The sequence below is a fragment of the Allobosea sp. RIT-PG3_2 genome (assembly GCF_057321085.1).
Genome location: NZ_JBXWCA010000010.1, coordinates 84766 through 110369, shown reverse-complemented (window position 1 = coordinate 110369; position 25604 = coordinate 84766). Strand labels below are relative to the sequence as shown.

Genomic DNA, 25604 nt, shown 5'->3' with positions numbered 1-25604 from the left:
GCGGAGGCCGTTCGTTCAGTTGCTGCCGGAGCGGATCGCCACCGTCGCGACGCCGGCGCCGATCAGCAGCGTGCCGCCGGCCTTGTTGAAGAGCCCGATCGCGCGGGGATTGCTGACGACGGCGCGGGCGCGGGAGGCGACCAGCGCGTAGCCCATGGCATTGGCGAAGGCGAGGCCGATGAAGGTCGCCTCGAAGATCAGCATCTGCGTCCAGAAATCGCCCTTCGTGTCGAGGAACTGCGGCAGGAAGGCCACGAAGAAGGTGATGCTCTTGGGGTTGAGCGCCGTCACCAGCCAGGCATGGCCGAGCATCTTCCAGGCGGGGGCGGCATCCTCGCGCGGCTTGGCGTCGAGCGTGCCGCCGGCCCGGAACAGCTTGATGCCCAGCCAGATGAGATAGGCAGCGCCGATCCATTTCAGCGCGGTGAAGACCATGGCGGAGGTGGCGAGCAAGGCGCCGACGCCGAGCATGGAGAGCGTCATCGCCGTGAAATCACCGAGCGCGACGCCGACGGCGATCGGGAAGGCGGTGCGCCAGCCCTGTCCGAGCGCATAGGAGATAACGAGGAGGATCGTCGGTCCGGGAATGACCAGGAGGACGGCGGTGGCGGCGGCGAAGGCGGCCCAGGCTTCGAAGGTCATGATGGGAGGCTCCGTAAAAACCAGAGCCATCACCAAATGCGGTCTCTTGTAAAGAGCCGGGCTCCAGGATTGGAAATCGGTGCCCGGCGTTTTCGGCGAGCCCCGTGTTCTCGGGCTCGCGACGGCTCAGCGCGCGCTGTCGAGGAAGTCGCAGAGGGCTGTCCGGACAGCTCCTTCCGGCGACATCTGGCCGGGTTGCACGGTGAAGGCGATGTCGACGCGCGTGCCGGTCGGCTGCTTGCGCGTGGTCACTTTCAGGAGCTGCGGACGGCCGGAGCCGGTCACCTCCTGTATCGCGGAGATCGTGCCGCTGGCCTTGTCGGTGCGGATGTCCATGAAGTCGCCATCGGCCTGGATCGCCCTGGCGATCGCGGGCAGCACGGCGGCCGGCGGCTTCTTGAAGAGATCCCAGGTCTTGTAGGTAATCTGCGAGACCATCGGCACGCCGGCAGAGTTGAAATTCGTCACGCAAGGCTGTGCCTGACCCACAGTCACGCCTGCGATCAGCAACGGGGCAGCTAGAGCGAATGCTATTCCAGACAATTTGGCCATTGCAGTATGTATCCTCTTTGAAAAGGACGTCATTGCTAGCCGCAAGGGCCACGGCCTGTCATCTCGGAATTTCGCTCGTCAACGCCTTTGGACGGGTACGAGCGGCCCGGTGTCGAGCGTGACGCGCCGCTCGGGGTCGGCGGCGACCACCAGCACCCACCAGGCCCCGTAGCTCGTGCGCGGATCCTTGGCGAGGGCGATACCGTAACGGGTCGCCTCCTTCATCAGGAGATTGGCGTTGTGGCCGGAGGACTGGCGCCAGCCGGCGAAGGCTTCCTCGGTCGAGAAGTAGCCGCCGCCGAGATTCTCGGCCGCCCGGGCGCTGTCGATGCCCGCCGCCTGCACGCGCGCGCCGAAGCTGCCGCCGGCATCATGCGAGAGCGCATTTTGCGCGGCCATCGCATCGGCCTGGCGCTGCGCCATCGCCATCAGGCGCGGATCGGGCTTGACCGGGCCGAGGCCGTTGCTGGCGCGATAGGCGTTGAGGATGCGCCCCGCCGATGCCGGATCGAGCGAGACGGCGGCGATCTTCTCGACCGTCCTGGGATTCAGCGGGCCGTCTTGGCGCGAACCGCCGGCACAGGCCGCGAGCAGACAGGACAGGGCCAGGAGAGCGAGGACCGAGGAGCGTTTCATGGACCAGCATCGTTGCGAACAGGGAGGCGAGCGATGCCGCCCGATATGGGCCTTTCTGGGGCCGAAAGACCTCAGCCGCACCGCGCACCGTCGATAACCCGGCAGAAGCCCTTGCGGACTAGAATCCCCGGCGATCGGCCAAGCCTGGAAGACGCAGGGCTGGGCACAGGAATGCGGCAGGGCGCATGGAATTGCAACCAGGGGATGCGGCCAGCCGGCACGACTTCCCCCAAAACTTGACTTTCGCCATGGTCTTCGGCTTTAAGACCGCATTCGTTTCGCCGACATCGCCGAAACCACATCCGCCGACCGGGCCGCGCCTAGCGCTTCCATGAGCCCGGAGGTCAACGCCCGACAGCGCGTCTGCGCCCTCGGGCGCGAAACCGTTTGGCGATGAGGCTCGGCCGTGAAGGCTCCTTGAGGCAAGCAGGCAGGTCCGCATGTTCGGCACGCTCAGCGACAGACTCTCAGGCATCCTCTCGGGGCTGACCCGCCGGGGCGCGCTGACCGAGGAGGATGTCAACGCCGCGCTGCGCGAGGTTCGCCGTGCGCTGCTGGAGGCCGACGTCGCGCTCGAGGTCGTCCGCAGCTTCACCGACAAGGTGCGCGAGCGCGCCGTCGGCGCCGAGGTTCTGAAGTCGATCACGCCCGGCCAGCAGGTCATCAAGATCGTCAACGACGTCCTGATCGACACGCTCGGCGGGGAGGGCGAGGGCATCGGCTTCGACGCCGTGCCGCCGGTGCCGATCCTGATGGTGGGTCTGCAGGGCTCCGGAAAGACGACCTCGACCGCGAAGATCGCCAAGCGGCTGACCGAGCGGAACAAGAAGAAGGTGCTGATGGCGTCGCTCGATACGCGACGCCCGGCCGCCATGGAACAGCTCGCGGTGCTCGGCACACAGGTCGGCGTGCAGACGTTGCCGATCGTCGCCGGCCAGTCGGCCGTGCAGATCGCCAAGCGCGCCATCGAGGCGGCGCGGCTCGGCGGCTACGATGTCGTCATGCTCGACACCGCCGGCCGCGTCACGCTCGACGACACGCTGATGGCCGAGGTCGCCGAGGTGAAGGCCGCGACGAACCCGCACGAGGTGCTGCTCGTCGCCGACGCGCTGACCGGCCAGGACGCGGTCAACACCGCGCGCGCCTTCGATGCACGCGTTGGCCTCACCGGCATCGTGCTGACCCGCATGGACGGCGATTCGCGCGGTGGCGCGGCGCTCTCGATGCGTGCCGTCACCGGCAAGCCGATCAAGCTGGTCGGCACCGGCGAGAAAGTCGGCGAACTCGAGGATTTCCATCCCTCTCGTGTCGCGAACCGCATCCTCGGCATGGGCGACATCGTCAGCCTCGTCGAGCGCGCGGCCGAGACGATCGATGCCGAGCAGGCGCAGGCGACCGCGCAGCGCATGGCGAAGGGCCAGTTCGATCTCTCCGACATGCGTGCGCAGCTTCAGCAGATGGAGAAGATGGGCGGCATCGGCGGCGTGATGGGCATGCTGCCCGGCATGAAGCAGGCCCAGTCCCAGCTCGCCAGCGCGGGCGTCGGCGACAAGATGTTCAAGCGCATGATCGCCGCGATCGATTCGATGACGCCGGCCGAGCGCAAGAACCCCGACCTGCTCAAGAACAGCCGCAAGAAGCGCATCGCGGCCGGTTCCGGCACCTCGGCCGAGAGCATCAACAAGCTGCTCAAGATGCATCGCGGCATGGCTGACGCCATGAAAATGATGAGCAAGCAGAAGGGTGGCATGCTCGGCAAGCTCGGCAGCATGTTTGGGCTCGGCGGCGGTCTTCCCGCCGGCATGCCCGACCCGTCGAAGATGGATCCCGCCCAGCTCGCCGAACTGCAGAAGCAGCTCGGCGCGGGCGGTGGCTTGCCCTCGATGCCCCCTGGCGGTTTCCCAGGGCTTCCGAAGGGCATCACGCCCCCGGCCGGCATGATGCCGAAGCTGCCGGGCCTCGGCGGCGGCGGGCTGCCCGGGCTGGGCGGACCGTTCGGCAAGAAGAAGTAGCCTTCACCATTCAACACGACTTCAAACTTCAAACTTCAAACCAAAGGAAGAAGACAATGTCCCTCAAGATTCGCCTGACCCGCGGCGGCGCCAAGAAGCGCCCTTACTATCGCATCGTCGTCGCCGACGCCCGCTCGCCGCGCGATGGCCGCTTCATCGAGAAGATCGGCTCCTATGATCCGATGAAGCCGAAGGATTCGGCCGAGCGCGTCGTTCTCGACCTCGAGAAGGTGCAGTCCTGGCTCGCCAAGGGCGCCCAGCCGACCGACCGCGTGCTGCGCTTCCTCGATGCCGCCGGCATCGCCAAGCGCCCGGCCCGCAACAACCCGAACAAGGCCGTTCCGGGCGAGAAGGCCAAGGAGCGCGCCGAGAAGAAGGCCGAGAAGGCCGCTGCCCCGGCTGCCGAAGCCTCTGCCGAGGCGTGAGCTTGACTGTCCGCGCGTCATTCTCGGGCGAAGCGCAGCTTCGGCCCGAGAACCTCTTGCAGGAGATGCTCGGGTCAAGCCCGAGCATGACGTGCTGACATGAGCGATCTCATCCTGCTCGGTATCGTCGGCGCGCCGCATGGCGTGCGCGGCGAGGTCAGGATCAAGACCTTCACCGGCGATCCGCTCGCGATCGCCGGTTACGGCCCGCTGGTCGACCGCAAGGGCCGAATCTACGAGATCGATGACGTCCGCCCCGCCAAGGAGGTGGTCGTCGCGCGGCTCAAGGGCGTGACGACCCGCGAGCAGGCGGAAGCGCTGAACGGCGTCGAGCTGCTCGTCGCGCGCGACAAGCTGGCCGCGAGCGAGGATGAGGATGAGTTCCTGCATGCCGATCTGATCGGTTGCACCGTCATCGGCCCCGATGGGGCGACGCTCGGAACCGTCACGACAGTCGAGAATTACGGCGCGGGCGACCTGCTCGATATCGAGACGCCGGACGGGCGCTCGGTGCTGATACCCTTCACCAAAGCTGTCGTGCCGCGCATCGACATCGCCGCAAGGCGGATCGAGGCCGAGCCGCCGGCTGGATTGTTCGAACCCGACGACGGTCAACCAAATGATGCCAAGCGATAAGCCGGCCCGCGCGCTGATCTTCGACATGGACGGCACCATCGTCGACAACATGCGTTTCCATGACGATGCCTGGGAAAGCTGGCACGTCAGCAACAGCCTGCCGTTCGACCGCAACACCTTTGCCGCGCGCACCGCCGGCATGGCCGGCAACGAGATCATCTCCTCCTATTTCCCGCAGGCGGCCGTCGCCGAACTGGATGCGATGAGCGATTCCAAGGAGGCGCTCTATCGGGAGGCATACCTGCCGCATGTCGCCGCGAATGCCGGCTTCCTCGACCTGATCGCGCGCGCCGAAGCGGCCGGCATCCCGATGGCGGTGGCGACCGCCGCACCGCCGGCGAATATCGAGGTGGTGCTCGACACGCTCGGCCTGCGCCAGCGCTTCGCCACCATCGTCTCGCCGAGCCAGGGTTTCCGCGGCAAGCCGCATCCGGACATGTTCCTGGCCGCGGCCGAGCGCATGAAGGTTCAACCCGCCGACTGCATCGTCTTCGAGGATGCGCCGCTCGGTGTCGAGGCCGCGCATCGCGCCGGCATGCGCGCCATCGCCTTGCTCACGATGCTCGATGCCGGCGGCTTCGCGGCCTATGGCAACCTGATCGCCTCGGTTCGCGATTTCACGGCGCTGGACGGGTTGCCGGCATTGCGCTTCGGTTAGCTTCCAATCGGTGTGTCGTCCCGGACAAGCGGCGCAGCCGCGCCGATCCGGGATCCATGCCTGAACTCTTTTCGATTACGCTCAGGCATGGATCCCGGGTCTGCGCTTCGCTTCGCCCGGGATGACGGCGGTTTTTCAAACGCTGGACTGGACTAAGCCATGCCCTTCCATGCCTCGATCCTGACGCTCTACCCGGAGATGTTTCCCGGCCCGCTCGGCATCTCGCTGGCGGGCGAGGGGCTGCGCAAGGGCTTGTGGGCGCTCGATACCCACCAGATCCGCGAGCACGGCATCGGCCGCCATCGCAATGTCGACGACAACCCGGCCGGCGGCGGCGCCGGCATGGTGCTGCGCTGCGACGTGCTGGGGGCGGCGATCGATGCCGCCGTGCCGGCCGAGGATGAACGCCCGCGCCTGCTCATGTCGCCGCGCGGGCGGCCGCTTCAGCAACGCCAGGTGCGCGAATGGGCTGATGGCCCCGGCCTCGTCATCGTCTGCGGGCGCTTCGAGGGCGTCGACGAGCGCGTCATCGAGGGGCGCAACCTGATCGAGGTCTCGATCGGCGACTACATCCTCTCGGGGGGCGAGATGGCGGCGCTGACGCTGCTCGATGCCTGCGTGCGGCTCATTCCCGGCGTGATGGGCAAGGAAGCCTCGGGCGAGGACGAAAGCTTCGAGAACGGCCTGCTCGAATATCCGCACTACACCCGCCCGCGCGAATGGGAAGGCAGGGGCCTGCCCGAGGCGCTGCTCTCCGGCGACCATGCCCGCATCGCGAAATGGCGGCGCCAGCAGGCGGAGACGATCACGCGGGAGAGAAGGCCGGACCTGTTGAATCCTTCTCCCCTCGGGGGAGAAGGTGGCAGCGCGAAGCGCTGACGGATGAGGGAAGGCCGGCACCGACGGCCCTCATCCGTCTGCTTCGCAGACACCTTCTCCTCGAAGGGAGAAGGATTCTACGGCGGCGTCAGTGGCAGCTTCTCGGCCAGCCACCCACCCGGCCCAAGCACGCCGCCCCGCACCGCCGCGAGATCGCGCCAGCCGCGTCCGGCCAGCTTCTGCGCGACGGCCACGGCCTGCGCGCCGGTGCGGTCGATCAGCGCGATGCGCTTGCCGGGGTTGTCGAGACGAAGCCCGGCGAGGCGGACCTCGAAGGCCGGCGCATCGGCATCGAACGCTAGGGCGCCCTGCGGCAGGCCGGTATCGGCCCATTCCTCCGCGCTGCGGATATCGATCAGCAGGATTCGCTTTGCCTGAGCGGCTTCAAACGCTTCGCGCGGGGCGAGCGTGTTCGCGCTCTGCCCGAAAACGAAAGAGGCCGGGAGCACGAGGCTCCCGGCCAGAAAGATTCGGCGCGTTGCGGCGCCGGTCGCCATCGTCTCAGCGCAGCTCGGCGCAGAAACGCTGGATGCGGCGGCAGGCCTCTTCCAGCTTCTCGTCCGAGGTGGCGTAGGAGATGCGGAAGTTCGGGCCGAGACCGAAGGAGGAGCCGTGCACGGCCGCGACGGCTTCCGTCTCCAGCAGGCCCATCACGAGATCCTCGTCGGTCTCGATCACCTTGCCGCTCGGCAGCTTCCTGCCGATCAGCTCCGAGCAGTCGGGATAGACGTAGAAGGCGCCTTCCGGCGTCGGGCACTTCAGGCCGCGGGTCTGGTTCAGCATGGAAACGACGAGGTCGCGGCGGCGCTCGAACGCCTTCCTGAAGACCGGGATGTGATCCTGCGTGCCGTCGAGAGCTTCGACCGCGGCCCATTGCGAGATCGCCGAGGTGCCCGAGGTCTGCTGGCCCTGGACCAGGTCCATGGCGTTGATGAGCTGCTGCGGGCCAGCGGCGTAGCCGATACGCCAGCCGGTCATCGCATAGGACTTCGAGACGCCGTTCATGGTCAGCGTGCGCTCGTAGAGGGCGGGCTCGATCTGCGCCGGCGTGACGAACTGGAAGTCGCCATAGACGAGGTGCTCGTACATGTCGTCGGTCAGGATCCAGACATGGGGATGGCGCATCAGCACATCCGTGAGCTTCTTCATCTCGGCGTGGCTGTAGGCGGCGCCCGAGGGGTTCGACGGCGAGTTCAGGATCACCCACTTGGTCTTGGGGGTGATCGCCTTCTCGAGGTCTTCCGGCTGCAGCTTGAAGTCGTTCTTGAGATAGGTCTCGGCGAAGTTCGCCGTGCCGCCGCAGAGCGCGACCATCTCGGGATAGCTGACCCAGTAGGGCGAGACGCAGATCACCTCGTCGCCGGGGTTCAGCGTGGCGAGCAGCGCGTTGTAGATGACGTGCTTGCCGCCGGTCGAGACGATGGTCTGGCTCGCCTTGTAGTCGAGGCCGTTCTCGCGCTTGAATTTGCGGGCGACGGCCTCGCGCAGCTGCGGGATGCCGGAGACCGGGGTGTACTTGGTCTCGCCGCGCCGGATCGCGGCGATGGCCGCTTCCTTGATATTGTCCGGCGTGTCGAAATCGGGCTCGCCGACGGAGAGCGAGATCACGTCCTTGCCCTGGGCTTTCAGGTCGCGGGCCTTCTGCGTGATCGTGATGGTCGCTGAGGGCTTCACGCGCTTCAGGGCATCGGCAAGAAAGGCCATGGGACTGATCTCCGGGGAGCGGAAAGGATGCGCCGCAGCAGGCGCGCGCGTGGTCTATGACCTGCCGGCCATGATCGCAAGCGCAACTGCTTGATGTTTTGCAGAAGCGTCATGAATTTCCGCCGTTTGATCCCGCAGCCCGAGCATGCGAAGGCCGGGGCATGACGAGCACAGCCGCAACCATTGCGATCTATGTCGATGCCGATGCCTGCCCGGTGAAGCCGGAGATCTACCGCGTCGCCGAGCGCCACCGGGTCAAGGTCTTCGTCGTCGCCAACAGCTTCATCAACGTGCCCCGCGAGCCATGGATCGAACGCGTGACGGTCTCTGGCGGCTTCGATGCGGCCGATGACTGGATCGCCGAGCGCGTCGGACGCGGGTCGATCGTCGTGACGGCCGACATTCCGCTGGCCGATCGCTGCATCAAGGCCGGCGCCGACGTCATCGGGTCGACCGGCAAACCGTTCACCGAGGCCTCGATCGGCATGGCGCTGGCTACGCGCGACATGGTGGAGGATCTGCGGGCGATGGGCGCGGCCAGCGGCGGGCCGAAGCCGTTCTCGCCGAAGGATCGCTCGGCCTTCCTGCAGGCGCTCGACCTCGCGATCCAGCGGCTGAAGCGGGCCGGGCTCGTGCCCTGACGCGTCAGATCTCCGAGAAATCGCCGCCGCGTCCCTTGCCGGCGGCAAAACGGCCGGCGCCGGCCGCGCCCTCCGTTGCGATGGTGTGGACGCCTCGTTTCCATTCCTGTTCGAGCGCGGTCCTGACGCTCAGACCATGTCCCGCGATGGCGCTGGCGCGGTCGGCGCGAACGGCGCCCTGCGGGAAGCGCGCGATCTCCTGCGCCATCGCCTCCGCGGCGGCGCGTGCCTGCCCCTTTGGCGCGACCTTCTCGCACAGGCCGATGCGCAGGGCTTCGTCGGCTTCGACCTTCCGGCCGGTCATGATGATCTCGAGCGCGCGGCCCTGGCCGACGAGGCGCGGCAGGCGGACCGTGCCGCCATCGATCAGCGGAATGCCCCAGCGCCGGCAGTAGACGCCGAAATAGGCGTCCTCCGCCATCACGCGGACGTCGCACCACAGCGCCAGCTCCATGCCGCCGGCGACTGCCGGGCCTTCGACCGCGGCGATCAGCGGCTTGCTCATCTCCAATCGCGAGGGGCCCATCGGGCCCCGCGGTGGCGTACCAGCGGGCGGAAAGGCGAGGCCCTCGACGATCTCGCGTTCGAAACGCTCGGCATCGGTGAAGGCCTGGGCGTATTTCAGGTCCCAACCGGCGCAGAAGGCGCCGCCTTCGCCCCAGAACACGATCGCGGCGGTCTCCTCATCGCCGTCGAGTTCGAGGAAGGCGCGTGTCAGCGCCTCGGCGCTCTCGGGGTCCATGGCGTTGCGCGCTTCCGGCCGGCTGTGGACGACCGTCGCGACTTTGCCCTGCCTCTCGATGCGTACCGTCATCGGCCGTCCTCCTCTGTTTATGGCGCAGGCTACCCTGCTTTAGCCGGCGCATATCTGGCGCTGGACGCATGTCGCCTTTGCCCGTAAATCTGCCGCGAAATCAGCACCGCCATAGAGGCGGGCGTCCGGGAGGAAGTTCATGTCGTTGACCCGCCGTTCCACGCTCGGCCTGATGGCCGGCGCCGTCCTCGCTCCGTCTGTGGCCCGGGCCCAGAGCTTCCCCAGCAAGGTCATCACCCTGGTCGTGCCCTATCCGGCGGGCGGGCCGACCGACGCCATCGCGCGCTTCGTGGCGCAAGACCTCACGGTCGCGTTCGGGCACAACGTCGTCGTCGACAACCGGGCCGGTGCGTCGGGCGCGGTCGGCACGCGCGCCGTCGCTCATGCCGCCCCCGACGGCTACACGATCGTATTCGGCAACAACCAGACGCATGGCAACAACATGTTCCTGCTGAAGGAGCCGGGCTACGACGCGGTCAAGGATTTCGCGCCGCTCGCCGGCGTCGGCGCCTTCGAGCACGCCTTCGTCGTCCGCAACGACCTGCCGGCCAAGACGATTCCCGAGCTGATCGCGCTCGCCAAGGCCGATCCGGGCAAGCTCAACTACGGCTCGACCGGTGTCGGCTCCGGCTCGCATCTGGCGATGGAGCTGTTCATGCAGCGCACCGGCATCAAGATGACGCATGTGCCGTTCAGGGGCGCCGCACCGCTGGTGCAGGAAATCATCGCCGGCCGCATCGACATCGCCAATTCGACGCTGCCGAGCGTGCTGGAGCAGATCAATGCCGGCACGTTGAGGGCGCTCGCCATCGCGAGCCCGGAGCGCAACCCGAGCGCCAAGAATATCCCGACGCTGCGCGAGCAGGGCGTGAGCAATGCCGATGCCGATTCCTGGGCGGCTTTCTTCGCTCCCGTGAAGACGCCGGATGACGTGCTCGACACGCTGTCCAAGGCCGTCATCGCCTCGCTGAACAAGCCGGCGACCCGCGATGCCATCCTGAAGCTCGGCTTCACGCTCAAGGTGCGCGATCTCGCCGCGTTCAAGCCCTACCACATCCAGGAAATCGCGACCTGGAAGCAGATCATCGCCGACGCCGGCGTGAAGCCGGAATAAGCGGTATCTCCCCGTCATTCCGGGCAGGCCGCCTCAGTGGTGCGCCCGGAACGACGGTGCCGTTTCGTTGCCGTAAACGCCTCACTTCGTCGTGAGCTCGTCGCAACGGCTTGGTGATCCGCGACGTTGACCTCTATCTCTGGCAGGGCCGGACGATGGATGGGAGACGACGATGCGGTTTGTGTTTGCGGGACTGACGTTTGCGACGGGGATGCTCGGGGCGTTCCTGTCGCAATCCGCCATAGCCCAGCAGCGCTTCCCGTCCAGCGCCGGAGAACTCGCCGTCGAGACAGTGGCGAGCGGGCTGGAAAACCCCTGGGGTCTCGCCTTCCTGCCGGACGGGCGCATGCTCGTCACCGAGCGGCCGGGCCGGCTCAGGATCGTGGAGACCGACGGCAAGCTGTCGCGGCCGATCACGGGCGTGCCGAGCGTGATGGCGCGCGGGCAGGGCGGGCTCCTCGACGTGACGCTCGATCCCGCGTTCGCACGGAACCGCTTCGTCTACTTCTCCTTCGCCGAGCCGCGCTCGGGCGGCAACGGCACGAGCGTCGGGCGGGGGAAGCTGAACGAGCAGGGCACCGCCCTGACCGGCGTCGAGGTGATCTTCCGGCAGATGCCGACGATCAGCTCGAACATGCATTTCGGCTCCCGCCTCGTCTTCGACCGGACGGGCGCGCTCTTCGTCACCGTGGGTGACCGCTACAGCGAGCGCGACCAGGCGCAGAACCCCGCCAACCATCTCGGCAAGGTCATCCGCATCCGGCCGGAGGGCGGCGCGCCGGCCGATAATCCCAGGAAGCAGGGCTGGGCGCCGGAAATCTGGTCGATCGGCCACCGCAACGTGCAGGGCGCTGCCCTGCATCCGGAGAGCGGGCAGCTCTGGACGGCCGAGCATGGCGCGCGCGGCGGCGACGAGGTCAACACGCCGAAAGCCGGGCTGAACTATGGCTGGCCGGTCATCACCTTCGGCATCGATTATTCCGGGGCGAAGATCGGCGAGGGCACGGCGAAGCCGGGCATGGAGCAGCCGCTGTTCTATTGGGACCCGTCGATCGCGCCGTCAGGCGCCGCTTTCTATACCGGCCCTGTCTGGCCGGCCTGGAAGAACTCGCTCTTCGTCGGCGCGCTCGCCGGCCAGATGCTGGTCAGGCTCTCGACCGAAGGCGAAAAGGTGACCGGCGAAGAGCGCCTGCTGACCACGATCGGCGAGCGCATCCGCGATGTCAGGCAGGGGCCGGACGGCTTCCTCTACCTGCTCAGCGACGATGCCAACGGCAAGATCCTGAGGGTGCGACCGGCCAGGTGAGCATGAAGGCGCGTCATGCTCAGGCTTGACCCGAGCATCTCTCGCCGAGAGAGGCTCTTTCAGCCTCATATTGCTAGCGATTCTCGGGTCTACGCGGGGTTTATCCTTGGACCGATCGAAGATCGGGTCCGAGGATTTCGCCCGAGAAATGATGCCCGGCGCCCCGCCTTACGGCCCGCAATCCCACTCGCTTTCAACGGCGAAGACCTTCCGCGTCGCGAGCTGGCCGTCCGGATCGTAGAGGTCGCCGACATAGTATTCGGTGCCGGCCGCGTCATGCGTGCTGCGCTCGACCTGCAGCGACCAGCCATAGCCGAGCTGCTTGCCGCCCTGCCAGTTGCGGTGGATCGCGTTCGGCGACGCGGCGGACAGGATGCGCGCGCGCTCGCTGCTCGGGCTGCAGGTCGGGCCGGCCATCGCCGCCGCCGGGGCGAGCAGGAGGCCGCAGAGGATCAGTGCCGTCTTGTTCAAGGCAGGTATTCCTGGTCGGTTTGTCGTTGGAGATATCGGCCGGAGCGTCGCGTCCTCAGACCTTGGCGTGGAAGATGAAGAAGGCGCCCGCTGCGATCAGGGCGAAGCCGACGGCATGGCTCCAGGTCAAGGATTCCTTGAGCCAGAATACCGAGAAGCCGGCAAAAACCGTGAGCGTGATGACTTCCTGCATCGTCTTGAGTTCGGCGGCGGAATAGATGGCCGAGCCGATGCGGTTGGCCGGCACGGCCAGCATGTATTCCGGCAGTGCGATCATCCAACTGGCGAGGATGGCGAGCCAGATCGCGGTGCTCTTGTAGCTGAGGTGCCCGTACCAGGCGAAGGTCATGAAGATGTTCGAGCCGAACAGCATCGCGATCGGCAGGATATGGGCGGTGGTCAGGGAGGGCATGCCGGGGGGCTCTCTTCGCGACGGCTTGGTTGGGCGACGGCTGACAACGGGCGTTCGGCGCAACAGTTCCGGCGCTCAGCCGAAGCGAAGCTTCATCGAGATGATGACGAGAACGAGGAGAAGGGTGAGGGCGTTGGCGGCGATGACCGGCCAGGACAGGATCTGGATGCCGTAGCTCAGCCACAGCGCGGTGCCTGCGGCAAATAGCCCTTGCGTCCACAGCGAGATCGCGCGGGTGTCGCGGGTGCGGATGGTGCGCCAGGCCTGCGGCAGCCAGCACAGACTGGTCAGTGTGGCTGCGGCGAAGCCGAGGAGCTCGATGGCGGCTGGCGACATGGCGGACGAATCGCGGGAGGGATGATGGTTTTCCCATAGCCGGATTCGCTTCTTCGTGCCGCCATTCTCGATCGTTAATCTCCATTAACCACAGCGGCCTAGCTTCGCGTGGTTCATGCGATTCGGTGGAGACCCATGCGCGCAATCACATTGGCCTTGCCACTCGTCCTGCTTGCTTCCGCCGCCCCGGCTCAAGCGGACTTCCAATCCTGCCTCGCGGGCCTGCGTTCGGCCGCTGCGGCCAAGGGCGTATCGAGCGCGACCTTCGATCGGGCCATGGCCGGCGTCGAGCCGGACATGAAGGTGATCGAGGCGATGAACAACCAGCCGGAGTTCAAGACGCCGATCTGGGACTATCTCGGCACGCTGGTCGATGACGAGAAGGTCGCGGAAGGGCGCTCGATGATGCGCCAGCACGCCTCGACGCTGGCGGCGGCCGAGCAGCGCTTCGGCGTCGACCGCCACACCATCGCCGCCGTCTGGGGCGTCGAGAGCGATTTCGGCAAGGCGCGCGGGAAGATGCCGCTCGTGCAGGCGCTCTCGACCGGCGCCTGCCTGGCGCCGCGCCGCAACGCCTTCTTCAAGGGCGAGCTGATCGCGACGCTGCAGATCATCCAGCGCGGCGATGTCAGGCCCGAGCGGTTGTTCGGCTCCTGGGCCGGCGCTTTCGGCCACACCCAGTTCATCCCCTCGACCTATCTGCGCCTCGCGGTCGACGGCGATGGCGACGGCCGGCGCGATCTCGTCGACTCGATTCCCGACGCGCTGCATTCGACTGCGAACTTCATGGCCAAGGCGGGCTGGGTCACCGGCGCGACCTGGGGCTACGAGGTGCGCGTGCCCGATGGCTATTCCGGGCCGACCGGGCGCAACCCGAAGCACCCCGTCTCGACCTGGGCGGCGCGTGGCATCGTGAAATACGACGGCTCGGCGCTGAACGGCACCGGCAATGCAGGCCTGCTCATGCCGGCCGGCCGCAACGGCCCGGCCTTCCTCGTTTTCAAGAACTACGACGCCGCCTACAGCTATAACGGCGCGGACTCTTATGCCCTGGCCATCTCCCTCCTGTCCGACCGGCTGCGTGGCCGGCCGGGCGTGCAGGGCGACTGGCCGACCGACGATTTGCCGCTGTCGCGCGAGCAGCGGCGCGAGCTGCAGCGCCTGCTGATCGCGCGCGGCTACAATGTCGGCGAGCCCGATGGCGCGGTGGGCGCGCTGACGCGGGCCGCGATCAAGGAGATCGAGGGGAAGATCGGCATGCCGCAGACCGGCCGGCCGGGCGAGAAGGTTCTGCGCGCGCTGAAGGGCGGGCGGGTCTAGACGCATTGATCGATGTGGAACTCCGCCGTCATTCCGGGGCATTGCGAAGCAATGAGCCCGGAACCCAGAACCGATGCGGCGTGTCGGCAAGGAAACGGAGCCCAGCCGCCCTTCCGGCAGAGGGCGTCGGTTCTGGGTTCCGAGCTCGGGCCTACGGCCCCCCGGAATGACGGCATGGTTCCGTGTCAAAATCAGCAGGTTCCAGGCGCTGCTTTCCAGAAAACGGGTGGCGTCTGCGGCCATACTGCATGAATGGCTGGTCATCCTGGACAAGCCGCGTCAGCGGCGCCGATCCGGGACCCATGCCTGAGCCTTTCGGGGAATCTTCAGGCATGGATCCCGGCTCTTCCTTCGGTCGTCCGGGATGACCCGCTTTGGTTCTTCGGAGAATTCGCCATGCGCCGCCTCATTTCCACCGGTTCGCCCTTCGAGCGCTCCTTCGGCTATTCGCGGGCCGTGATCGACGGCGATCTCGTCTTCATTTCCGGCACGACCGGCTATGACTACGTCACCATGGCGATGCCGGATGATCCGGCCGAGCAGACCCGCAACATCTTCCGCACGATCGGGGCGGTGCTGGAGGAGGCCGGCTCGTCGCTGTCGCAGATCGTCCGGGCTCAGTATTTCGTCACCGATCGCAGCTATTGCGAGCCGCTGCTCGGCGTCTGCGGCGAGATCTTCAGCGAGATCCGGCCGGCAGCCGGCATCTATGTCATCGCAGGGCTGCTCAAGCCGGAGATGAAGGTCGAGATCGAGGTGACGGCGCGGTTGCGGAGCTGAGCGCCTCCTCGGGCGGCGCATCACCGGCTTTCGCATTTTCTGCGGAACCTCATGCTGGCCGGGCCGTTCTTCGAGCATAGGGATAGCAAAGGGCGACCTTCGGCTTCGTCGCAGATGAAGGACATCCAGATGCTCAGGAATATCGTTTTCGCCGCGGGCCTCGTCTTGCTGCCCGCCGCCGCCATGGCGCAGGGCCAGGGCCAGCCCAACGGCCTGCCGGAAGCGCCGTCGATGCGCAGCGAGCTTGCGCCGCGCTTCAAGGAATACGTCATCACGCAGCGCCCGACCTCCTTCACTTACGCCCAGCCGCTCGCGGTCGGCACGGTGCTGCCGCAGCAGGGCGTGGTCTATCGCGAGGTGCCGGCCGAATACGGCGTCAGCAACTACCGCTATACCGTGGTGAACGACCGCGCCGTGCTGGTCGAGCCCCGCACCCGCCGCGTCATCCAGATCATCGAGTGACCGCCGCGTCGCGAGCGGCACTCGCGGCCTGACGGTCAAGAAGGCCCGCCCCGACAGGGGCGGGCTTTTTGCGTGGCGGCTCTGCGGGGCTTCGGCTTGCATGGCGGCGCCCCGCCGCCTATCAGCCTGCGCAGGAAACGACCTGGACACGAGGCTTCACGATCATGGCAACCCATAAGCTCCTGCTGCTCCCCGGCGACGGCATCGGCCCCGAGGTGATGGGCCAGGTCGAGCAGATCGTATCCTGGTTCGGCAAGCAGGGCCTCGGCTCCTTCGAGATCGAGAAGGGGCTCGTTGGCGGCGCGGCCTATGACGCGCACAAGGCCGCGATCTCGGAAGGCGACATGAAGCTGGCTGAGGATGCCGACGCCGTGCTCTTCGGCGCCGTCGGCGGGCCGAAATGGGCCGATGTGCCCTACCAGCACCGGCCGGAAGCCGGGCTGCTGCGCCTGCGCAAGGATCTCGGTCTGTTCGCCAATCTGCGCCCGGCGATCTGCTACCCGGCGCTAGCCTCGGCCTCGTCGCTCAAGCCCGAGGTCGTCGAAGGCCTGGACATCCTGATCGCGCGCGAGCTCACCGGCGGCGTCTATTTCGGCGAGCCGAAGGAGATCGTCACGCTGGAGGACGGCTCCAAGCGCGGCGTCGACACCCAGATCTACACGACCCCGGAAATCGAGCGCATCTGCCGCGTCGCCTTCGAACTGGCGCGCACCCGCCGCAACAAGGTCTCCTCGGCCGAGAAGCACAACGTCATGAAGACCGGCGTGCTCTGGAAGCAGACGGTCACCGCGCTCCATGCCGCCGAATATGGGGATGTCGAGCTCGAGCATGTGCTGGCCGACAACTGCGCCATGCAGCTCGTGCGCTGGCCGAAGCAGTATGACGTCATCGTCTGCGACAACCTCTTCGGCGACATCCTCTCCGACGTCGCGGCCATGCTGACAGGCTCGCTCGGCATGCTGCCCTCCGCCTCGCTCGGCGCAGAGGACCCGGCCACCGGCAAGCGCAAGGCGCTCTACGAGCCCGTCCATGGCTCGGCGCCGGACATCGCCGGCAAGGGCCTTGCCAACCCGATCGCGATGATCGGCTCCTTTGCCATGGCGCTGCGCTATTCGTTCGGCGCCGGCGAGGCAGCCGACCGGCTCGAAGGCGCGATCGCCGACGTGCTCGGCTCGGGCACCCGCACCAAGGACATCGCCGCACCGGGCGCCAACGCCGTCTCGACCAGCGAGATGGGCCAGGCGATCATCAAGGCGCTGGAAGCGCGGGGCTGAGAATATCTGCGTCATGGTCGGGCTTGACCCGACCATCTCGTAAACCAGCCAAATTCTTCCAGACATGGTCGGGTCAAGCCCGACCATGACCGGCTGGGGAAACCTCTCCCCCTCGTGAATTGCCGTGACCCCGCTTTCGTGGCCTAACAGCGGCCATCGAAACGGAGTATGTCCGTCATGCTGATCAAGCGCCGTGCCGGCTGGGAAATGCCGGAAAGCCAGGCCACGCCGGAGGGCGCCTTCCTCAACCGCCGCCAGTTGATCGGCGCAGGGGCGGGGCTGATCGTGGGGGCTGCGCTGCCGGGAAGCGCGATGGCGCAGACGCCCGATCCGACGCTCGATCTCTATCCGGCCAAGCGCAACGAGGCCTACAAGATCGATGTGGCGCTGACGGCTGAGGAGGACGCCGCGAACTACAACAACTTCTACGAATTCGGCATGTCGAAGGACATCGTCGAGGCCTCGCGGCGCCTCGCGACGCGTCCCTGGTCGATCCAGGTCGACGGCATGGTCGAGAAGCCCTTCGAGATCGGCCTCGACGATCTCGTGCGCAAGCTGCCGCTGGAAGAGCGGCTCTACCGCTTCCGCTGCGTCGAGGCCTGGGCGATGGCCGTACCCTGGACCGGAATCCCGCTCAAATCCTTTGTCGCGCTCGCAAAGCCGCTCTCTTCAGCGAAATACATCCGCTTTGAGACCTTCCTGAACCCTCGCGTCGCGCCCGGCCAGGGTCAGCGCTGGTATCCCTGGCCCTATACCGAGGGGCTGACCATCGCGGAGGCGACGAACGAGCTGCCGCTGCTGGTGACGGGCATCTACGGCAAGCCGCTGCCGACGCAGCACGGTGCGCCGATCCGATTGATCACGCCGTGGAAATACGGCTTCAAATCGGTGAAATCGATCCGCAAGATCAGCTTCGTGGCTGAGCGGCCCAAGACCTTCTGGGAGGGGCTTCAGGCCTCGGAATACGGCTTCTGGGCCAATGTGAACCCGGCGGTGCCGCATCCGCGCTGGAGCCAGGCGAGCGAGCAAGTGCTGGGCTCGCGCGACCGGCGGCCGACTCTGATCTACAACGGCTATGGCGAGCAGGTCGCAGGGCTCTACAAGGGGCTGGAGGGCGAGAAGCTCTTCATGTGAGCCGGCCTCTGCTGCCAGCTTTCGGGTGCCCTGGCCGCTATCCGGCATGCTAGATCGGTTCCGTCCACGCAGCGGACCGGGAGAGCGACCATGGCCACCCAGCATTTCCATCTCTTCGAGACGGCGATCGGCACCTGTGCGCTGGCCTGGGAAGGCGAGCGCTTCATCGGGGCGCAACTGCCGGAAGGCGACGAGGCGGCGGCGCGTCGGCGGCTGGCGCGGCGCTTTCCCGAGGCCGAGGAGGCCGGGGCGGAGAGCTTCGTCGCCGAGGCCGTGGCATCGATCCGGGCTTTGCTGACCGGCGAGGCGCGCGATCTCTCGCATCTTCCGATCGCGATCGAGGTGGTCTCGGATTTCAACCGCAAGGTCTACGAGGTCGCGCTCGCCATCCCGCCCGGCGAGACGCTGACCTATGGCGAGGTCGCGGCTCGCATCGGCGATCCCGGCGCGGCGCGGGCCGTCGGCGTGGCGCTCGGCCAGAACCCGTGGCCGATCATCGTGCCCTGCCACCGCGTTCTCGCGGCCGGCGGCAAGACGGGCGGCTTCTCGGCCGATGGCGGCGTCGAGACCAAGCTCAGGATTTTGACGATCGAGAAGGCGCGCACCAGCGGCGAGCCCAGCCTGTTCGACGCGCTGCCGCTCGCTGCCCGGCCGCCGCGGCAGTAATGCGGTTGGGTGGACACTCGGCCTTCGCGCTTGAATTGCTGCAATGGTGCCCTTGCAGGCGACCGGCTTGCTCCGGGATCGCCGAGGCCTCTACTGTCGCGGCACTTTCCGCCCAGTAACGAGGAATACCATGGCCAAGTTGAAGCTCGCCATCGTCGTCGGCAGCACGCGCCGCGAGTCGATCAACCGCAAGCTGGCGGAGGCTCTGGCCAAGCTGGGAGCGGATGCCTTCGAACCCTCCTTCGTGCGGATCGACGATCTTCCCCTGTTCAACCAGGACCTGGAAGCCGACCGCCCCGAGCCGACGCTGCGGCTGAAGCGAGAGATCGAGGCAGCTGACGCCATCCTGATCGTCACCCCCGAGCACAACCGTTCGATCCCGGCCGCGCTCAAGAATGCGATCGATTGGGCCTCGCGCCCCTATGGCAAGAATTCCTGGGCCGGCAAGACCGTGGCGGTGACCGGCACGAGCGGCGGCGCCGTCGGCACCGCCGTCGCCCAGAACGAACTGCGGATGATCATGACCAACCTCGCCGGCGTCGTGGTCGGCGGGCAGGTCTTCATCACCTTCAAGGAAGAGCTGATCGACTCCAACCACGAGATCACCAACGAGGGGACGCGCAGCTTCCTGCAGGGCTTCCTCGACGGTTTCGCCAAAATCGCCGGCAAGCTCGCCGCCTGAGCGACGAGACCGCCGCACGCAATCGGAAGGCACCGCTTATGGGCGGTGCCTTTTCTTTTGTCGGGCCTCCGAGGCGCAGCGCCGCGGTCGATCAGGAATACTGGAATGGACAAAAAAAGGGCCGGCGTCCCCGAGGGGAGCCGGCCTTGAAAGTTTGAAACATCTGGCGAAACGCCAAACATCTCAGAGGGGAACGGCTGAAACGAACTCAACGCCGGGAGGAGATTGCGGAGCCCGTTCCGAACAACCGTGAGTACAATATCGAGCATGACTTGCCGTTTTGCAATGCAACATAGCTTGGGTCCGCCATGCGCTGGCTGCATGAACTAAGGGCAGATGGCGCGAATTTGAGCCTAAATGATTGAGAAATATGCGTTCATTGCAGGATGCGGCCGGCACGGAGAGGCTGCTAAGGCCCTCTCGCAGTCGAATTCCCGCGGTTAAAAAGCGATTTCGGACGGTGCTGTTCGAATTTGGCACATGCGAAGTGCGCCAGTGGTCACAAAACAGCCAAAAAGCAATCGGGCGCCCTGAGGCGCCCGATTCATGTATTCGAGTGGTCCGACTTGTCAGTAGGTCCAGCGCTGGGCCTTCTGGATCAGGAAGTCGCGGAAGACCTGGACGCGGGCCACAGACTTCATCTCTTCCGGATAGACCAGATAACTCTCGAGCTGCGGCATCTCGGTCTCGCGCATGAGCTGCACGAGCGGCGAGCCGGTCTCGATCAGGTAGTCCGGAAGCACGGCGATGCCGGCGCCCGAATCGACCGCGCGCTTCATCGCGGTGATGTTGTTGACCGTCAGATGGATCGGCCGCGGATTGCGCTGGTCGCGCCCCATCGTGCCGAGCCAATGAACCGCCGTCAGATAGGAGGGCGACGTGCCGCCGAAGGACAGGATGCGGTGGTTGTCGAGATCGTCGTAGCTCTTCGGCTCGCCGAAGCGCTTCACATAGGCCGGCGAGGCGTAGACGTGGAAGTGCACCGTGAAGAGCTTGCGCTGGATCAGGTCCGGCTGCTGCGGTTGGCGCAGGCGGATCGCGATGTCGGCCTCGCGCATCGACAGGTCGAGTTCCTCATCGGTCAGGATGAGCTCGACCCTGATGTCGGGGTAGAGATCCAGGAACTCGGCAAGGCGAGGCGTCAGCCAATGGCCGCCCAGGCCGCGCGTGGCGGTGACCTTGAGCTCGCCGGAGGGATGCTCGCGCGTCTCCGAGAGCTGCGAGCGCGTGCGCTCCAGCCGCTGGGTCATCTCGCGTGCCGCCCGCCAGAGCAGCTCGCCCTGTTCGGTGAGGATCAGACCGCGCGTATGCCGATGGAACAGGGGCGCGCGCAGCTCACGCTCGAGCGCACCGATCTGCCGGCTGACGGCTGATTGACTCAAGCCGAGAACATCGCCAGCTTTCGTAAAGCTGCCTGACTCCGCGACCGTATAAAATATTCTAATGCGGTCCCAATCCACCGCGCTTCCCCCGTTATGCGTTTTATGCATGATGCGGGATAAAGCGCTTGTGCGTCAATGTCTGTGTGGCAGGTAGTACCTATTATTCGCACTGAATCTGGTGACACAACCTATCAGAATTGGTGATAGGTTGCGCCGACCCATTCATTCCGCAGCTTCGCGACGGTCCAATGCGCTGGCCGCCAGCCAGCGTTCCGCATCGAGCGCGGCCATGCAGCCAAGGCCAGCCGCCGTGACCGCCTGGCGGTAATGCTCGTCGGTGACATCGCCGGCCGCGAAGACGCCGGGGACATTGGTCCGGGTCGTGCCCGGCTCGACATCGAGGTAGCCCGATTCGCTCATGGCGAGCTGGCCGGCGAAGAGCTCGGTGGCCGGCTTGTGGCCGATGGCGATGAACACGCCGTCCGCCTTCAGCTCGCTCTCGACGCCCGTCTTCATGTTCGTCAGGCGCAGATGCGTGACGTTCGGCGGCTGCGTCCCGCCGCAGATCTCGGCGATGGCGCTGTCCCAGACGACCTCGATCTTCGGATGCTTGAACAGGCGCTCCTGCATCACGCGCTCGGCGCGGAGGCTGTCGCGGCGATGCACCAGCGTGACCTTGCTGGCGAGATTGGCGAGGTAGAGAGCCTCTTCGACAGCCGTATTGCCGCCGCCGACGACCACGACCTCCTTGTTGCGGAAGAAGAAGCCGTCGCAGGTCGCGCAGGCCGAGACGCCGAAGCCCTGGAAGGCCTGCTCGGAGGGCAGGCCGAGCCATTTCGCCTGGGCGCCGGTGGCGACGATCAGCGCATCGCAGGAATAGGTCTCGCCGCCATCGCCCCAGAGCCGGAAGGGGCGCTGCGAGAGGTCGACGCGGGCGATATGGTCGGTGACCATCTTCGTCCCCATGTGCTCGGCCTGGGCGCGCATCTGCTCCATCAGCCAGGGGCCCTGGATGACGTCGGCAAAGCCGGGATAGTTCTCGACATCGGTGGTGATCATCAGCTGGCCGCCTGCCTGCAGGCCGGAGATCAGCACCGGCTCCATCATGGCGCGGGCGGCGTAGATGGCGGCGGTGTAGCCGGCCGGGCCGGAGCCGACGATCATGACGCGGGCGTGGGTATGGGCCATCGTCTCAATTCCTCTCCTGCGGTCGTGGTCCGCAGCTTCGTTCCGTCAGATACGGCGGCGCGGCGCCGAAACAAGAGCCTCCGGGCTCAACCGTCCGCGAGGCCGAAATCGGCCCGGTGGCGCTGCCAGCCCTGCCATATCGCATCGGCTATGATCGGCGTGGAGTCTATCGGCTCGTAGCGTTCGCCTTCAAGGCGTCCACAGAAGCGATGCACAACCCCCTCATTTTCCAGCCCAGCGATCAGGGCGGCGATCTTGTCGTGGCCGCCCTGCGGCTCGAACACCAGGACGGGGGAGCCGGTCGCAGCCGCCTCTCCGATCATGTTGGTCGAGTCGGCCGTGGCGACGATGGCGTCGGCGTTGGCGAGGAGGGCGGGATAGGGGTTTTCGCCGGAACCGTCCCACCACCAGCCGCCATGGCGAGCGAAGACGGCGGCGACGGCGGCGGCGAGGGCCGGCGAGGTGCGCCGAGAGGGGGAGCCCATCAGGGCCGCACCCGACCGGGCCACTTCGTCGAGCTGCCCGGCGAGGCGCTCGATGTCGGCCGCGGTGAAGCGATGGTGCCGGCTGTCGCCGCCGACGAGCACCGCGACGCGCGGAGCGGGCAGGCCAGCGATGGCCGCGGGTGGCACGGCGCGCGCGGCTGCGAGCTTCTGCGGCGTCAGGCGATGAGGGGAGGTTGTGGTGACCAGCACGTTGTCGCCGCGCAGTTGGTCGTGCCCGGCGACCCAGATCAGGTCGGCCGCGCCGGTTCCCGTGCGCGGGTCCTTCAGGAAGACGGTGTAGATCGCGCCGTTCGAGGCCTTCTTCAGCGCGCGCAGATAGGCCACGGCGCGCCGGCCCGAGGCGATGGCGATGTCGGGGAAGGGCGAGCGGAGCGGGCTTCCCGGCCGATCCGGCGCCTCGCGCGGGTCGATCGGTCCGCGCGGCATCAGCCATGCGAAGGGCTTGCGGGGCTTCACGCGCCGGATTTCGGGCGCGACGCCCAGCCGCTCGGCGACACCGAGGCATTGAAGCTCGTCGCCGGCCTTGCCGTCGGTCAGGACCCAGACGGTCGGCGTCGGATTCTCGTGCATGGCTGTCTGCGTCTGCGGCATGCGCCTTGTATCGCCCGTCGCCGCCGTCTACACCAGCGCGGCTTTACTTTGAGGATATTTTGCCTCCGGGGATCTTCGTGCGTCCGAAACTCGACGATATCGACCTGCGCATCCTGCGGGAACTCCAGGCCGATGGGCGCATGACCAATGTCGAGCTGGCGAGCCGCGTCGGCATCTCGCCGCCGCCCTGCCTGAGGCGCGTGCGCGCGCTGGAGGAAGCCGGGCTGATCCGCGGCTACCATGCTGATCTCGACGAGCGGAAGCTGGGCTTCGAGGTCGTCTGCTTCGCCTTCGTGCATCTGGCGAGCCAGGCCGAGGCCGATCTCGCCGCCTTCCAGAGCCGTATCCGCGACTGGTCCACGGTGCGCGAGTGCTGGACGCTCTCAGGCGACATCGACTTCGTGCTGAAATGCGTGGCGCCGGACCTGAAGGCGTTCCAGGATTTCGTCGGCGAACTCACGGCCTTGCCGAATGTCCGCAACGTGCGCACCGCGCTCGCCCTCGACCGGGTCAAGGACGAGCCGATCGTACCGTTCGGCTGAGGGTTCAGCCGACGTAGCGCTTGATCCAGTAGGCGTTGTTGCGCGCGAGCGCCCGCAGCCGGCGCTGATCGACATCCGGCAGATACCAGGCGCCGGCACCGCCCGAGAGCTCGGTCGACAGGATCGGATAGCTCGCGAGCTCGCGGCCGCTGCGATCATAGAGCGTCGCGATGCTCTCGAGATAGTCGTTGCTGGCGCCGCCATCGCTGGGCTTGCCGCCACCGCCGCCGCCGGCATAGCTCGCCAGCCAGACGCTGCTGATGTTGACGACGAGGCGCGTGCCGGCTCCGCGCTGGAGCGAGGGGCCGAGCAGGTCGACGAGCGTGCGTTCGAGCTCGCTTCTGACGATCGCAATGTTGGCGCCCCAGGCGTGGGTGACGGTCGGAGCGAATTCGATCTTGATCGAGCCGATCGGCGCGGCCTGCGCGAAAGCGGACGAAACGCCCGGCAACGCGGCCAGCGCCGCAGCGCCGAGCGAGGAAGCCAGAAAATGTCGACGCGTGATCATGGCCGGGATCTCCAGAGGCTCGTCGCTTCAATGTAGGAGCGAAGCAGCGATAGTCCATGGCTGCCGGCCCGCGCGCCATCATCTGCCGATCATGGTTGCCAAGCGGTATCAACGGCGGCCGCGTATGGGCTGCCGCCGCAGCCTGTTCTATTGAACGGTATCGAAGGGGGATTGCATGGAACGCTGGCTGACGGAATTCATAAAACTCTGGGTCGTGATCGACCCGATCGGCACGCTGCCGGTTTTCCTGGCCGTGACCGCCGGTTTGAGCGCCGCCGCGGCGCGCCGGATCGCGCTGCACGGCACGCTGGTCGCGTTCCTCGTGCTGCTGTTCTTCGTGCTGCTCGGCCAGGTACTGCTGACCGCGATGGATATCGAGCTGAGCTCGTTCCAGATCGCCGGCAACATCGTGCTATTCCTGTTCGCTCTGACGATGATCTTCGGCGAATCGAAGCTGGAGGAAGACCAGAAGCTGCTGCGCTCAGCCGATCTGGAGAAGGCGGTCTATCCGCTGGCGATTCCGAGCATCGCCAGCCCCGGCGCGATGCTGACGGTGATGACTGTCACGGACAATTCCAAGATCAGCCTCGCAGAGCAGGCCGAGACCGTGGTGCAGATCGTCATCATCCTCGCGATGCTGCTCGTGCTGCTGTTCTGCGCGTCGCGCATCATCGCGATCATCGGCAATGCGGGGGCGAGCGTCATCAGCCGGGTGATGGGCCTCATCCTGGCGAGCGTCGCCGTGGACGGCATCATCAAGGCGATCAAGGTGGTGCTGGCGAGCTAGGGAGCAGGCGTCATACGCGGGCCAAGGCCCGAGTATGACGCTCTGCGTCAGCGGAAGGCGATGCTGACGACCTCGTAGGACTTGCCGCCGCCGGGCGTGTTGACCTGCACGGAATCGCCGACCTTCTTGCCGATCAGCGCGCGCGCGATCGGCGAGCCGATCGAGACCTTGCCGGACTTCACGTCCGATTCCGGCTCGCCGACGATCTGGTAGCTCTTCTCTTCCTCGGTATCGTCGTCGATCAGCTTGACGGTGGCGCCGAACTTGATCGTGTCGCCACCGAGCTTGGTCACGTCGATCACGTCGGCGCGGCCGATCAGCGATTCGAGTTCCTGGACGCGGCCCTCGTTCAGCGACTGCGCTTCCTTCGCCGCATGATACTCGGCGTTCTCGGAGAGGTCGCCGAGGGCGCGTGCCTCGGAGATGGCTGTGATGATGCGCTGACGCTCGACCTGCTGGCGGTGCTTCAACTCCGCTTCCAAAGCGGCGAAGCCGCCCACGGTCATTGGAACCTTTTCCATTCTTTCCGTCCCATAAGCTCCGA

Annotated in this window: 31 protein-coding genes; 17 read left to right on the top strand and 14 right to left on the bottom strand. The window is 66.6% G+C overall.

Annotated elements, in window-relative coordinates; genetic code table 11:
• Positions 1-15: 15 nt before the first annotated feature.
• The 3 genes from AC2FAN_RS23275 to AC2FAN_RS23265 all read right to left on the bottom strand — a co-directional run bounded on the left by AC2FAN_RS23275 (position 16) and on the right by AC2FAN_RS23265 (position 1830).
• Positions 16-642, bottom strand: coding sequence for a LysE family translocator (locus AC2FAN_RS23275; protein ID WP_485176516.1), 627 nt, complete (start codon positions 640-642; stop codon positions 16-18).
• A gap of 126 nt (positions 643-768) precedes the next feature.
• A complete protein-coding gene (locus AC2FAN_RS23270) occupies positions 769-1110 on the bottom strand; it encodes a hypothetical protein (protein ID WP_265054287.1) in 342 nt (113 codons plus the stop codon).
• Positions 1111-1272: 162 nt separating this feature from the next.
• Positions 1273-1830 (bottom strand): CAP domain-containing protein, encoded by a 558-nt coding sequence (locus tag AC2FAN_RS23265; RefSeq protein WP_485176514.1) that lies wholly within the window; start codon positions 1828-1830, stop codon positions 1273-1275.
• Positions 1831-2270: 440 nt separating this feature from the next.
• On the opposite strand from AC2FAN_RS23265, the gene ffh reads away from it, so the two are divergent.
• From ffh to trmD, 5 genes are all read left to right on the top strand, one after another.
• Entirely contained in the window at positions 2271-3842 is a 1572-nt protein-coding gene (gene ffh, locus AC2FAN_RS23260; RefSeq protein ID WP_265054285.1) for a signal recognition particle protein, read from the top strand.
• Positions 3843-3898: 56 nt separating this feature from the next.
• Complete coding sequence (rpsP, locus tag AC2FAN_RS23255) at positions 3899-4267, top strand: 30S ribosomal protein S16 (protein ID WP_265054284.1); 369 nt, start codon at positions 3899-3901, stop codon at positions 4265-4267.
• A 99-nt stretch (positions 4268-4366) separates the two neighbouring features.
• Positions 4367-4903, top strand: a complete 537-nt coding sequence (rimM, locus tag AC2FAN_RS23250) for a ribosome maturation factor RimM (protein ID WP_485176513.1) — start codon at positions 4367-4369, stop codon at positions 4901-4903.
• Entirely contained in the window at positions 4887-5561 is a 675-nt protein-coding gene (locus AC2FAN_RS23245; RefSeq protein WP_485176511.1) for an HAD family hydrolase, read from the top strand. The genes rimM and AC2FAN_RS23245 overlap by 17 nt, the downstream gene beginning before the upstream one ends.
• Positions 5562-5720: 159 nt before the next feature.
• Positions 5721-6440 carry a tRNA (guanosine(37)-N1)-methyltransferase TrmD gene (gene trmD / locus AC2FAN_RS23240; RefSeq protein ID WP_485176510.1) on the top strand — a complete coding sequence of 240 codons (720 nt, stop codon included), beginning with the start codon at positions 5721-5723 and terminating at the stop codon, positions 6438-6440.
• Between the two features lie 77 nt (positions 6441-6517).
• Here trmD and AC2FAN_RS23235 read toward each other — a convergent pair whose 3' ends face one another.
• Together AC2FAN_RS23235 and AC2FAN_RS23230 are read right to left on the bottom strand one after the other, a co-directional pair.
• Positions 6518-6889 carry a rhodanese-like domain-containing protein gene (locus AC2FAN_RS23235; protein WP_485176509.1) on the bottom strand — a complete coding sequence of 124 codons (372 nt, stop codon included), beginning with the start codon at positions 6887-6889 and terminating at the stop codon, positions 6518-6520.
• Between the two features lie 52 nt (positions 6890-6941).
• The gene (locus AC2FAN_RS23230; protein WP_485176508.1) at positions 6942-8144 is read right to left on the bottom strand and encodes a pyridoxal phosphate-dependent aminotransferase; all 1203 of its coding nucleotides are present in this window, start codon (positions 8142-8144) and stop codon (positions 6942-6944) included.
• A 161-nt stretch (positions 8145-8305) separates the two neighbouring features.
• On the opposite strand from AC2FAN_RS23230, the gene AC2FAN_RS23225 reads away from it, so the two are divergent.
• Positions 8306-8785, top strand: a complete 480-nt coding sequence (locus tag AC2FAN_RS23225; protein WP_485176506.1) for a YaiI/YqxD family protein — start codon at positions 8306-8308, stop codon at positions 8783-8785.
• A gap of 4 nt (positions 8786-8789) precedes the next feature.
• On the opposite strand, the gene AC2FAN_RS23220 is transcribed toward AC2FAN_RS23225, so the two are convergent.
• Positions 8790-9599: a crotonase/enoyl-CoA hydratase family protein gene (locus AC2FAN_RS23220; protein ID WP_485176505.1), complete on the bottom strand. Its 810-nt coding sequence runs from the start codon at positions 9597-9599 to the stop codon at positions 8790-8792.
• 139 nt (positions 9600-9738) lie between these two features.
• On the opposite strand from AC2FAN_RS23220, the gene AC2FAN_RS23215 reads away from it, so the two are divergent.
• A complete protein-coding gene (locus tag AC2FAN_RS23215; RefSeq protein ID WP_485176504.1) occupies positions 9739-10713 on the top strand; it encodes a Bug family tripartite tricarboxylate transporter substrate binding protein in 975 nt (324 codons plus the stop codon).
• 172 nt (positions 10714-10885) lie between these two features.
• Positions 10886-12019 (top strand): PQQ-dependent sugar dehydrogenase, encoded by a 1134-nt coding sequence (locus tag AC2FAN_RS23210; protein ID WP_485176503.1) that lies wholly within the window; start codon positions 10886-10888, stop codon positions 12017-12019.
• A 168-nt stretch (positions 12020-12187) separates the two neighbouring features.
• Here AC2FAN_RS23210 and AC2FAN_RS23205 read toward each other — a convergent pair whose 3' ends face one another.
• From AC2FAN_RS23205 to AC2FAN_RS23195, 3 genes are all read right to left on the bottom strand, one after another.
• Positions 12188-12490 carry a hypothetical protein gene (locus tag AC2FAN_RS23205; protein WP_485176502.1) on the bottom strand — a complete coding sequence of 101 codons (303 nt, stop codon included), beginning with the start codon at positions 12488-12490 and terminating at the stop codon, positions 12188-12190.
• A gap of 55 nt (positions 12491-12545) precedes the next feature.
• Positions 12546-12902: a DMT family protein gene (locus tag AC2FAN_RS23200; protein WP_485176501.1), complete on the bottom strand. Its 357-nt coding sequence runs from the start codon at positions 12900-12902 to the stop codon at positions 12546-12548.
• Between the two features lie 75 nt (positions 12903-12977).
• On the bottom strand, positions 12978-13238 hold the full coding sequence (locus AC2FAN_RS23195; RefSeq protein WP_265054272.1) for a SemiSWEET family sugar transporter: 261 nt from the start codon (positions 13236-13238) through the stop codon (positions 12978-12980).
• Positions 13239-13373: 135 nt separating this feature from the next.
• On the opposite strand from AC2FAN_RS23195, the gene AC2FAN_RS23190 reads away from it, so the two are divergent.
• The 7 genes from AC2FAN_RS23190 to AC2FAN_RS23160 all read left to right on the top strand — a co-directional run bounded on the left by AC2FAN_RS23190 (position 13374) and on the right by AC2FAN_RS23160 (position 19556).
• Positions 13374-14558, top strand: coding sequence for a lytic murein transglycosylase (locus tag AC2FAN_RS23190; RefSeq protein WP_265054271.1), 1185 nt, complete (start codon positions 13374-13376; stop codon positions 14556-14558).
• Between the two features lie 396 nt (positions 14559-14954).
• Positions 14955-15338 carry a RidA family protein gene (locus AC2FAN_RS23185; RefSeq protein ID WP_485176500.1) on the top strand — a complete coding sequence of 128 codons (384 nt, stop codon included), beginning with the start codon at positions 14955-14957 and terminating at the stop codon, positions 15336-15338.
• A gap of 129 nt (positions 15339-15467) precedes the next feature.
• Complete coding sequence (locus tag AC2FAN_RS23180) at positions 15468-15800, top strand: DUF1236 domain-containing protein (protein WP_485176499.1); 333 nt, start codon at positions 15468-15470, stop codon at positions 15798-15800.
• A gap of 164 nt (positions 15801-15964) precedes the next feature.
• Entirely contained in the window at positions 15965-17074 is a 1110-nt protein-coding gene (leuB, locus tag AC2FAN_RS23175) for a 3-isopropylmalate dehydrogenase (protein ID WP_485176497.1), read from the top strand.
• Positions 17075-17251: 177 nt separating this feature from the next.
• Complete coding sequence (gene msrP / locus AC2FAN_RS23170; RefSeq protein WP_485176495.1) at positions 17252-18208, top strand: protein-methionine-sulfoxide reductase catalytic subunit MsrP; 957 nt, start codon at positions 17252-17254, stop codon at positions 18206-18208.
• 90 nt (positions 18209-18298) lie between these two features.
• Complete coding sequence (locus AC2FAN_RS23165) at positions 18299-18874, top strand: methylated-DNA--[protein]-cysteine S-methyltransferase (RefSeq protein WP_485176494.1); 576 nt, start codon at positions 18299-18301, stop codon at positions 18872-18874.
• A gap of 130 nt (positions 18875-19004) precedes the next feature.
• The gene (locus tag AC2FAN_RS23160; protein WP_265054266.1) at positions 19005-19556 is read left to right on the top strand and encodes an NADPH-dependent FMN reductase; all 552 of its coding nucleotides are present in this window, start codon (positions 19005-19007) and stop codon (positions 19554-19556) included.
• A 569-nt stretch (positions 19557-20125) separates the two neighbouring features.
• Here AC2FAN_RS23160 and AC2FAN_RS23155 read toward each other — a convergent pair.
• The 3 genes from AC2FAN_RS23155 to AC2FAN_RS23145 form a co-directional block, all read right to left on the bottom strand.
• Positions 20126-21016: a LysR family transcriptional regulator gene (locus AC2FAN_RS23155; RefSeq protein WP_061969317.1), complete on the bottom strand. Its 891-nt coding sequence runs from the start codon at positions 21014-21016 to the stop codon at positions 20126-20128.
• 144 nt (positions 21017-21160) lie between these two features.
• The gene (trxB, locus tag AC2FAN_RS23150; protein ID WP_265054265.1) at positions 21161-22126 is read right to left on the bottom strand and encodes a thioredoxin-disulfide reductase; all 966 of its coding nucleotides are present in this window, start codon (positions 22124-22126) and stop codon (positions 21161-21163) included.
• 86 nt (positions 22127-22212) lie between these two features.
• Complete coding sequence (locus AC2FAN_RS23145; RefSeq protein WP_485176493.1) at positions 22213-23223, bottom strand: mitochondrial fission ELM1 family protein; 1011 nt, start codon at positions 23221-23223, stop codon at positions 22213-22215.
• Positions 23224-23300: 77 nt separating this feature from the next.
• Here AC2FAN_RS23145 and AC2FAN_RS23140 point away from each other — a divergent pair, with 77 nt between their 5' ends.
• Positions 23301-23765 carry an Lrp/AsnC family transcriptional regulator gene (locus AC2FAN_RS23140; RefSeq protein WP_265054263.1) on the top strand — a complete coding sequence of 155 codons (465 nt, stop codon included), beginning with the start codon at positions 23301-23303 and terminating at the stop codon, positions 23763-23765.
• 4 nt (positions 23766-23769) lie between these two features.
• Here the strand turns inward: AC2FAN_RS23140 and AC2FAN_RS23135 are convergent, their stop codons facing one another.
• Positions 23770-24273, bottom strand: a complete 504-nt coding sequence (locus AC2FAN_RS23135; RefSeq protein ID WP_485176492.1) for a twin-arginine translocation signal domain-containing protein — start codon at positions 24271-24273, stop codon at positions 23770-23772.
• 175 nt (positions 24274-24448) lie between these two features.
• On the opposite strand from AC2FAN_RS23135, the gene AC2FAN_RS23130 reads away from it, so the two are divergent.
• Positions 24449-25060, top strand: a complete 612-nt coding sequence (locus tag AC2FAN_RS23130) for a MarC family protein (RefSeq protein WP_485176491.1) — start codon at positions 24449-24451, stop codon at positions 25058-25060.
• 47 nt (positions 25061-25107) lie between these two features.
• On the opposite strand, the gene greA is transcribed toward AC2FAN_RS23130, so the two are convergent.
• On the bottom strand, positions 25108-25581 hold the full coding sequence (gene greA, locus AC2FAN_RS23125) for a transcription elongation factor GreA (protein ID WP_265054260.1): 474 nt from the start codon (positions 25579-25581) through the stop codon (positions 25108-25110).
• Between the last annotated feature and the right edge of the window lie 23 nt (positions 25582-25604).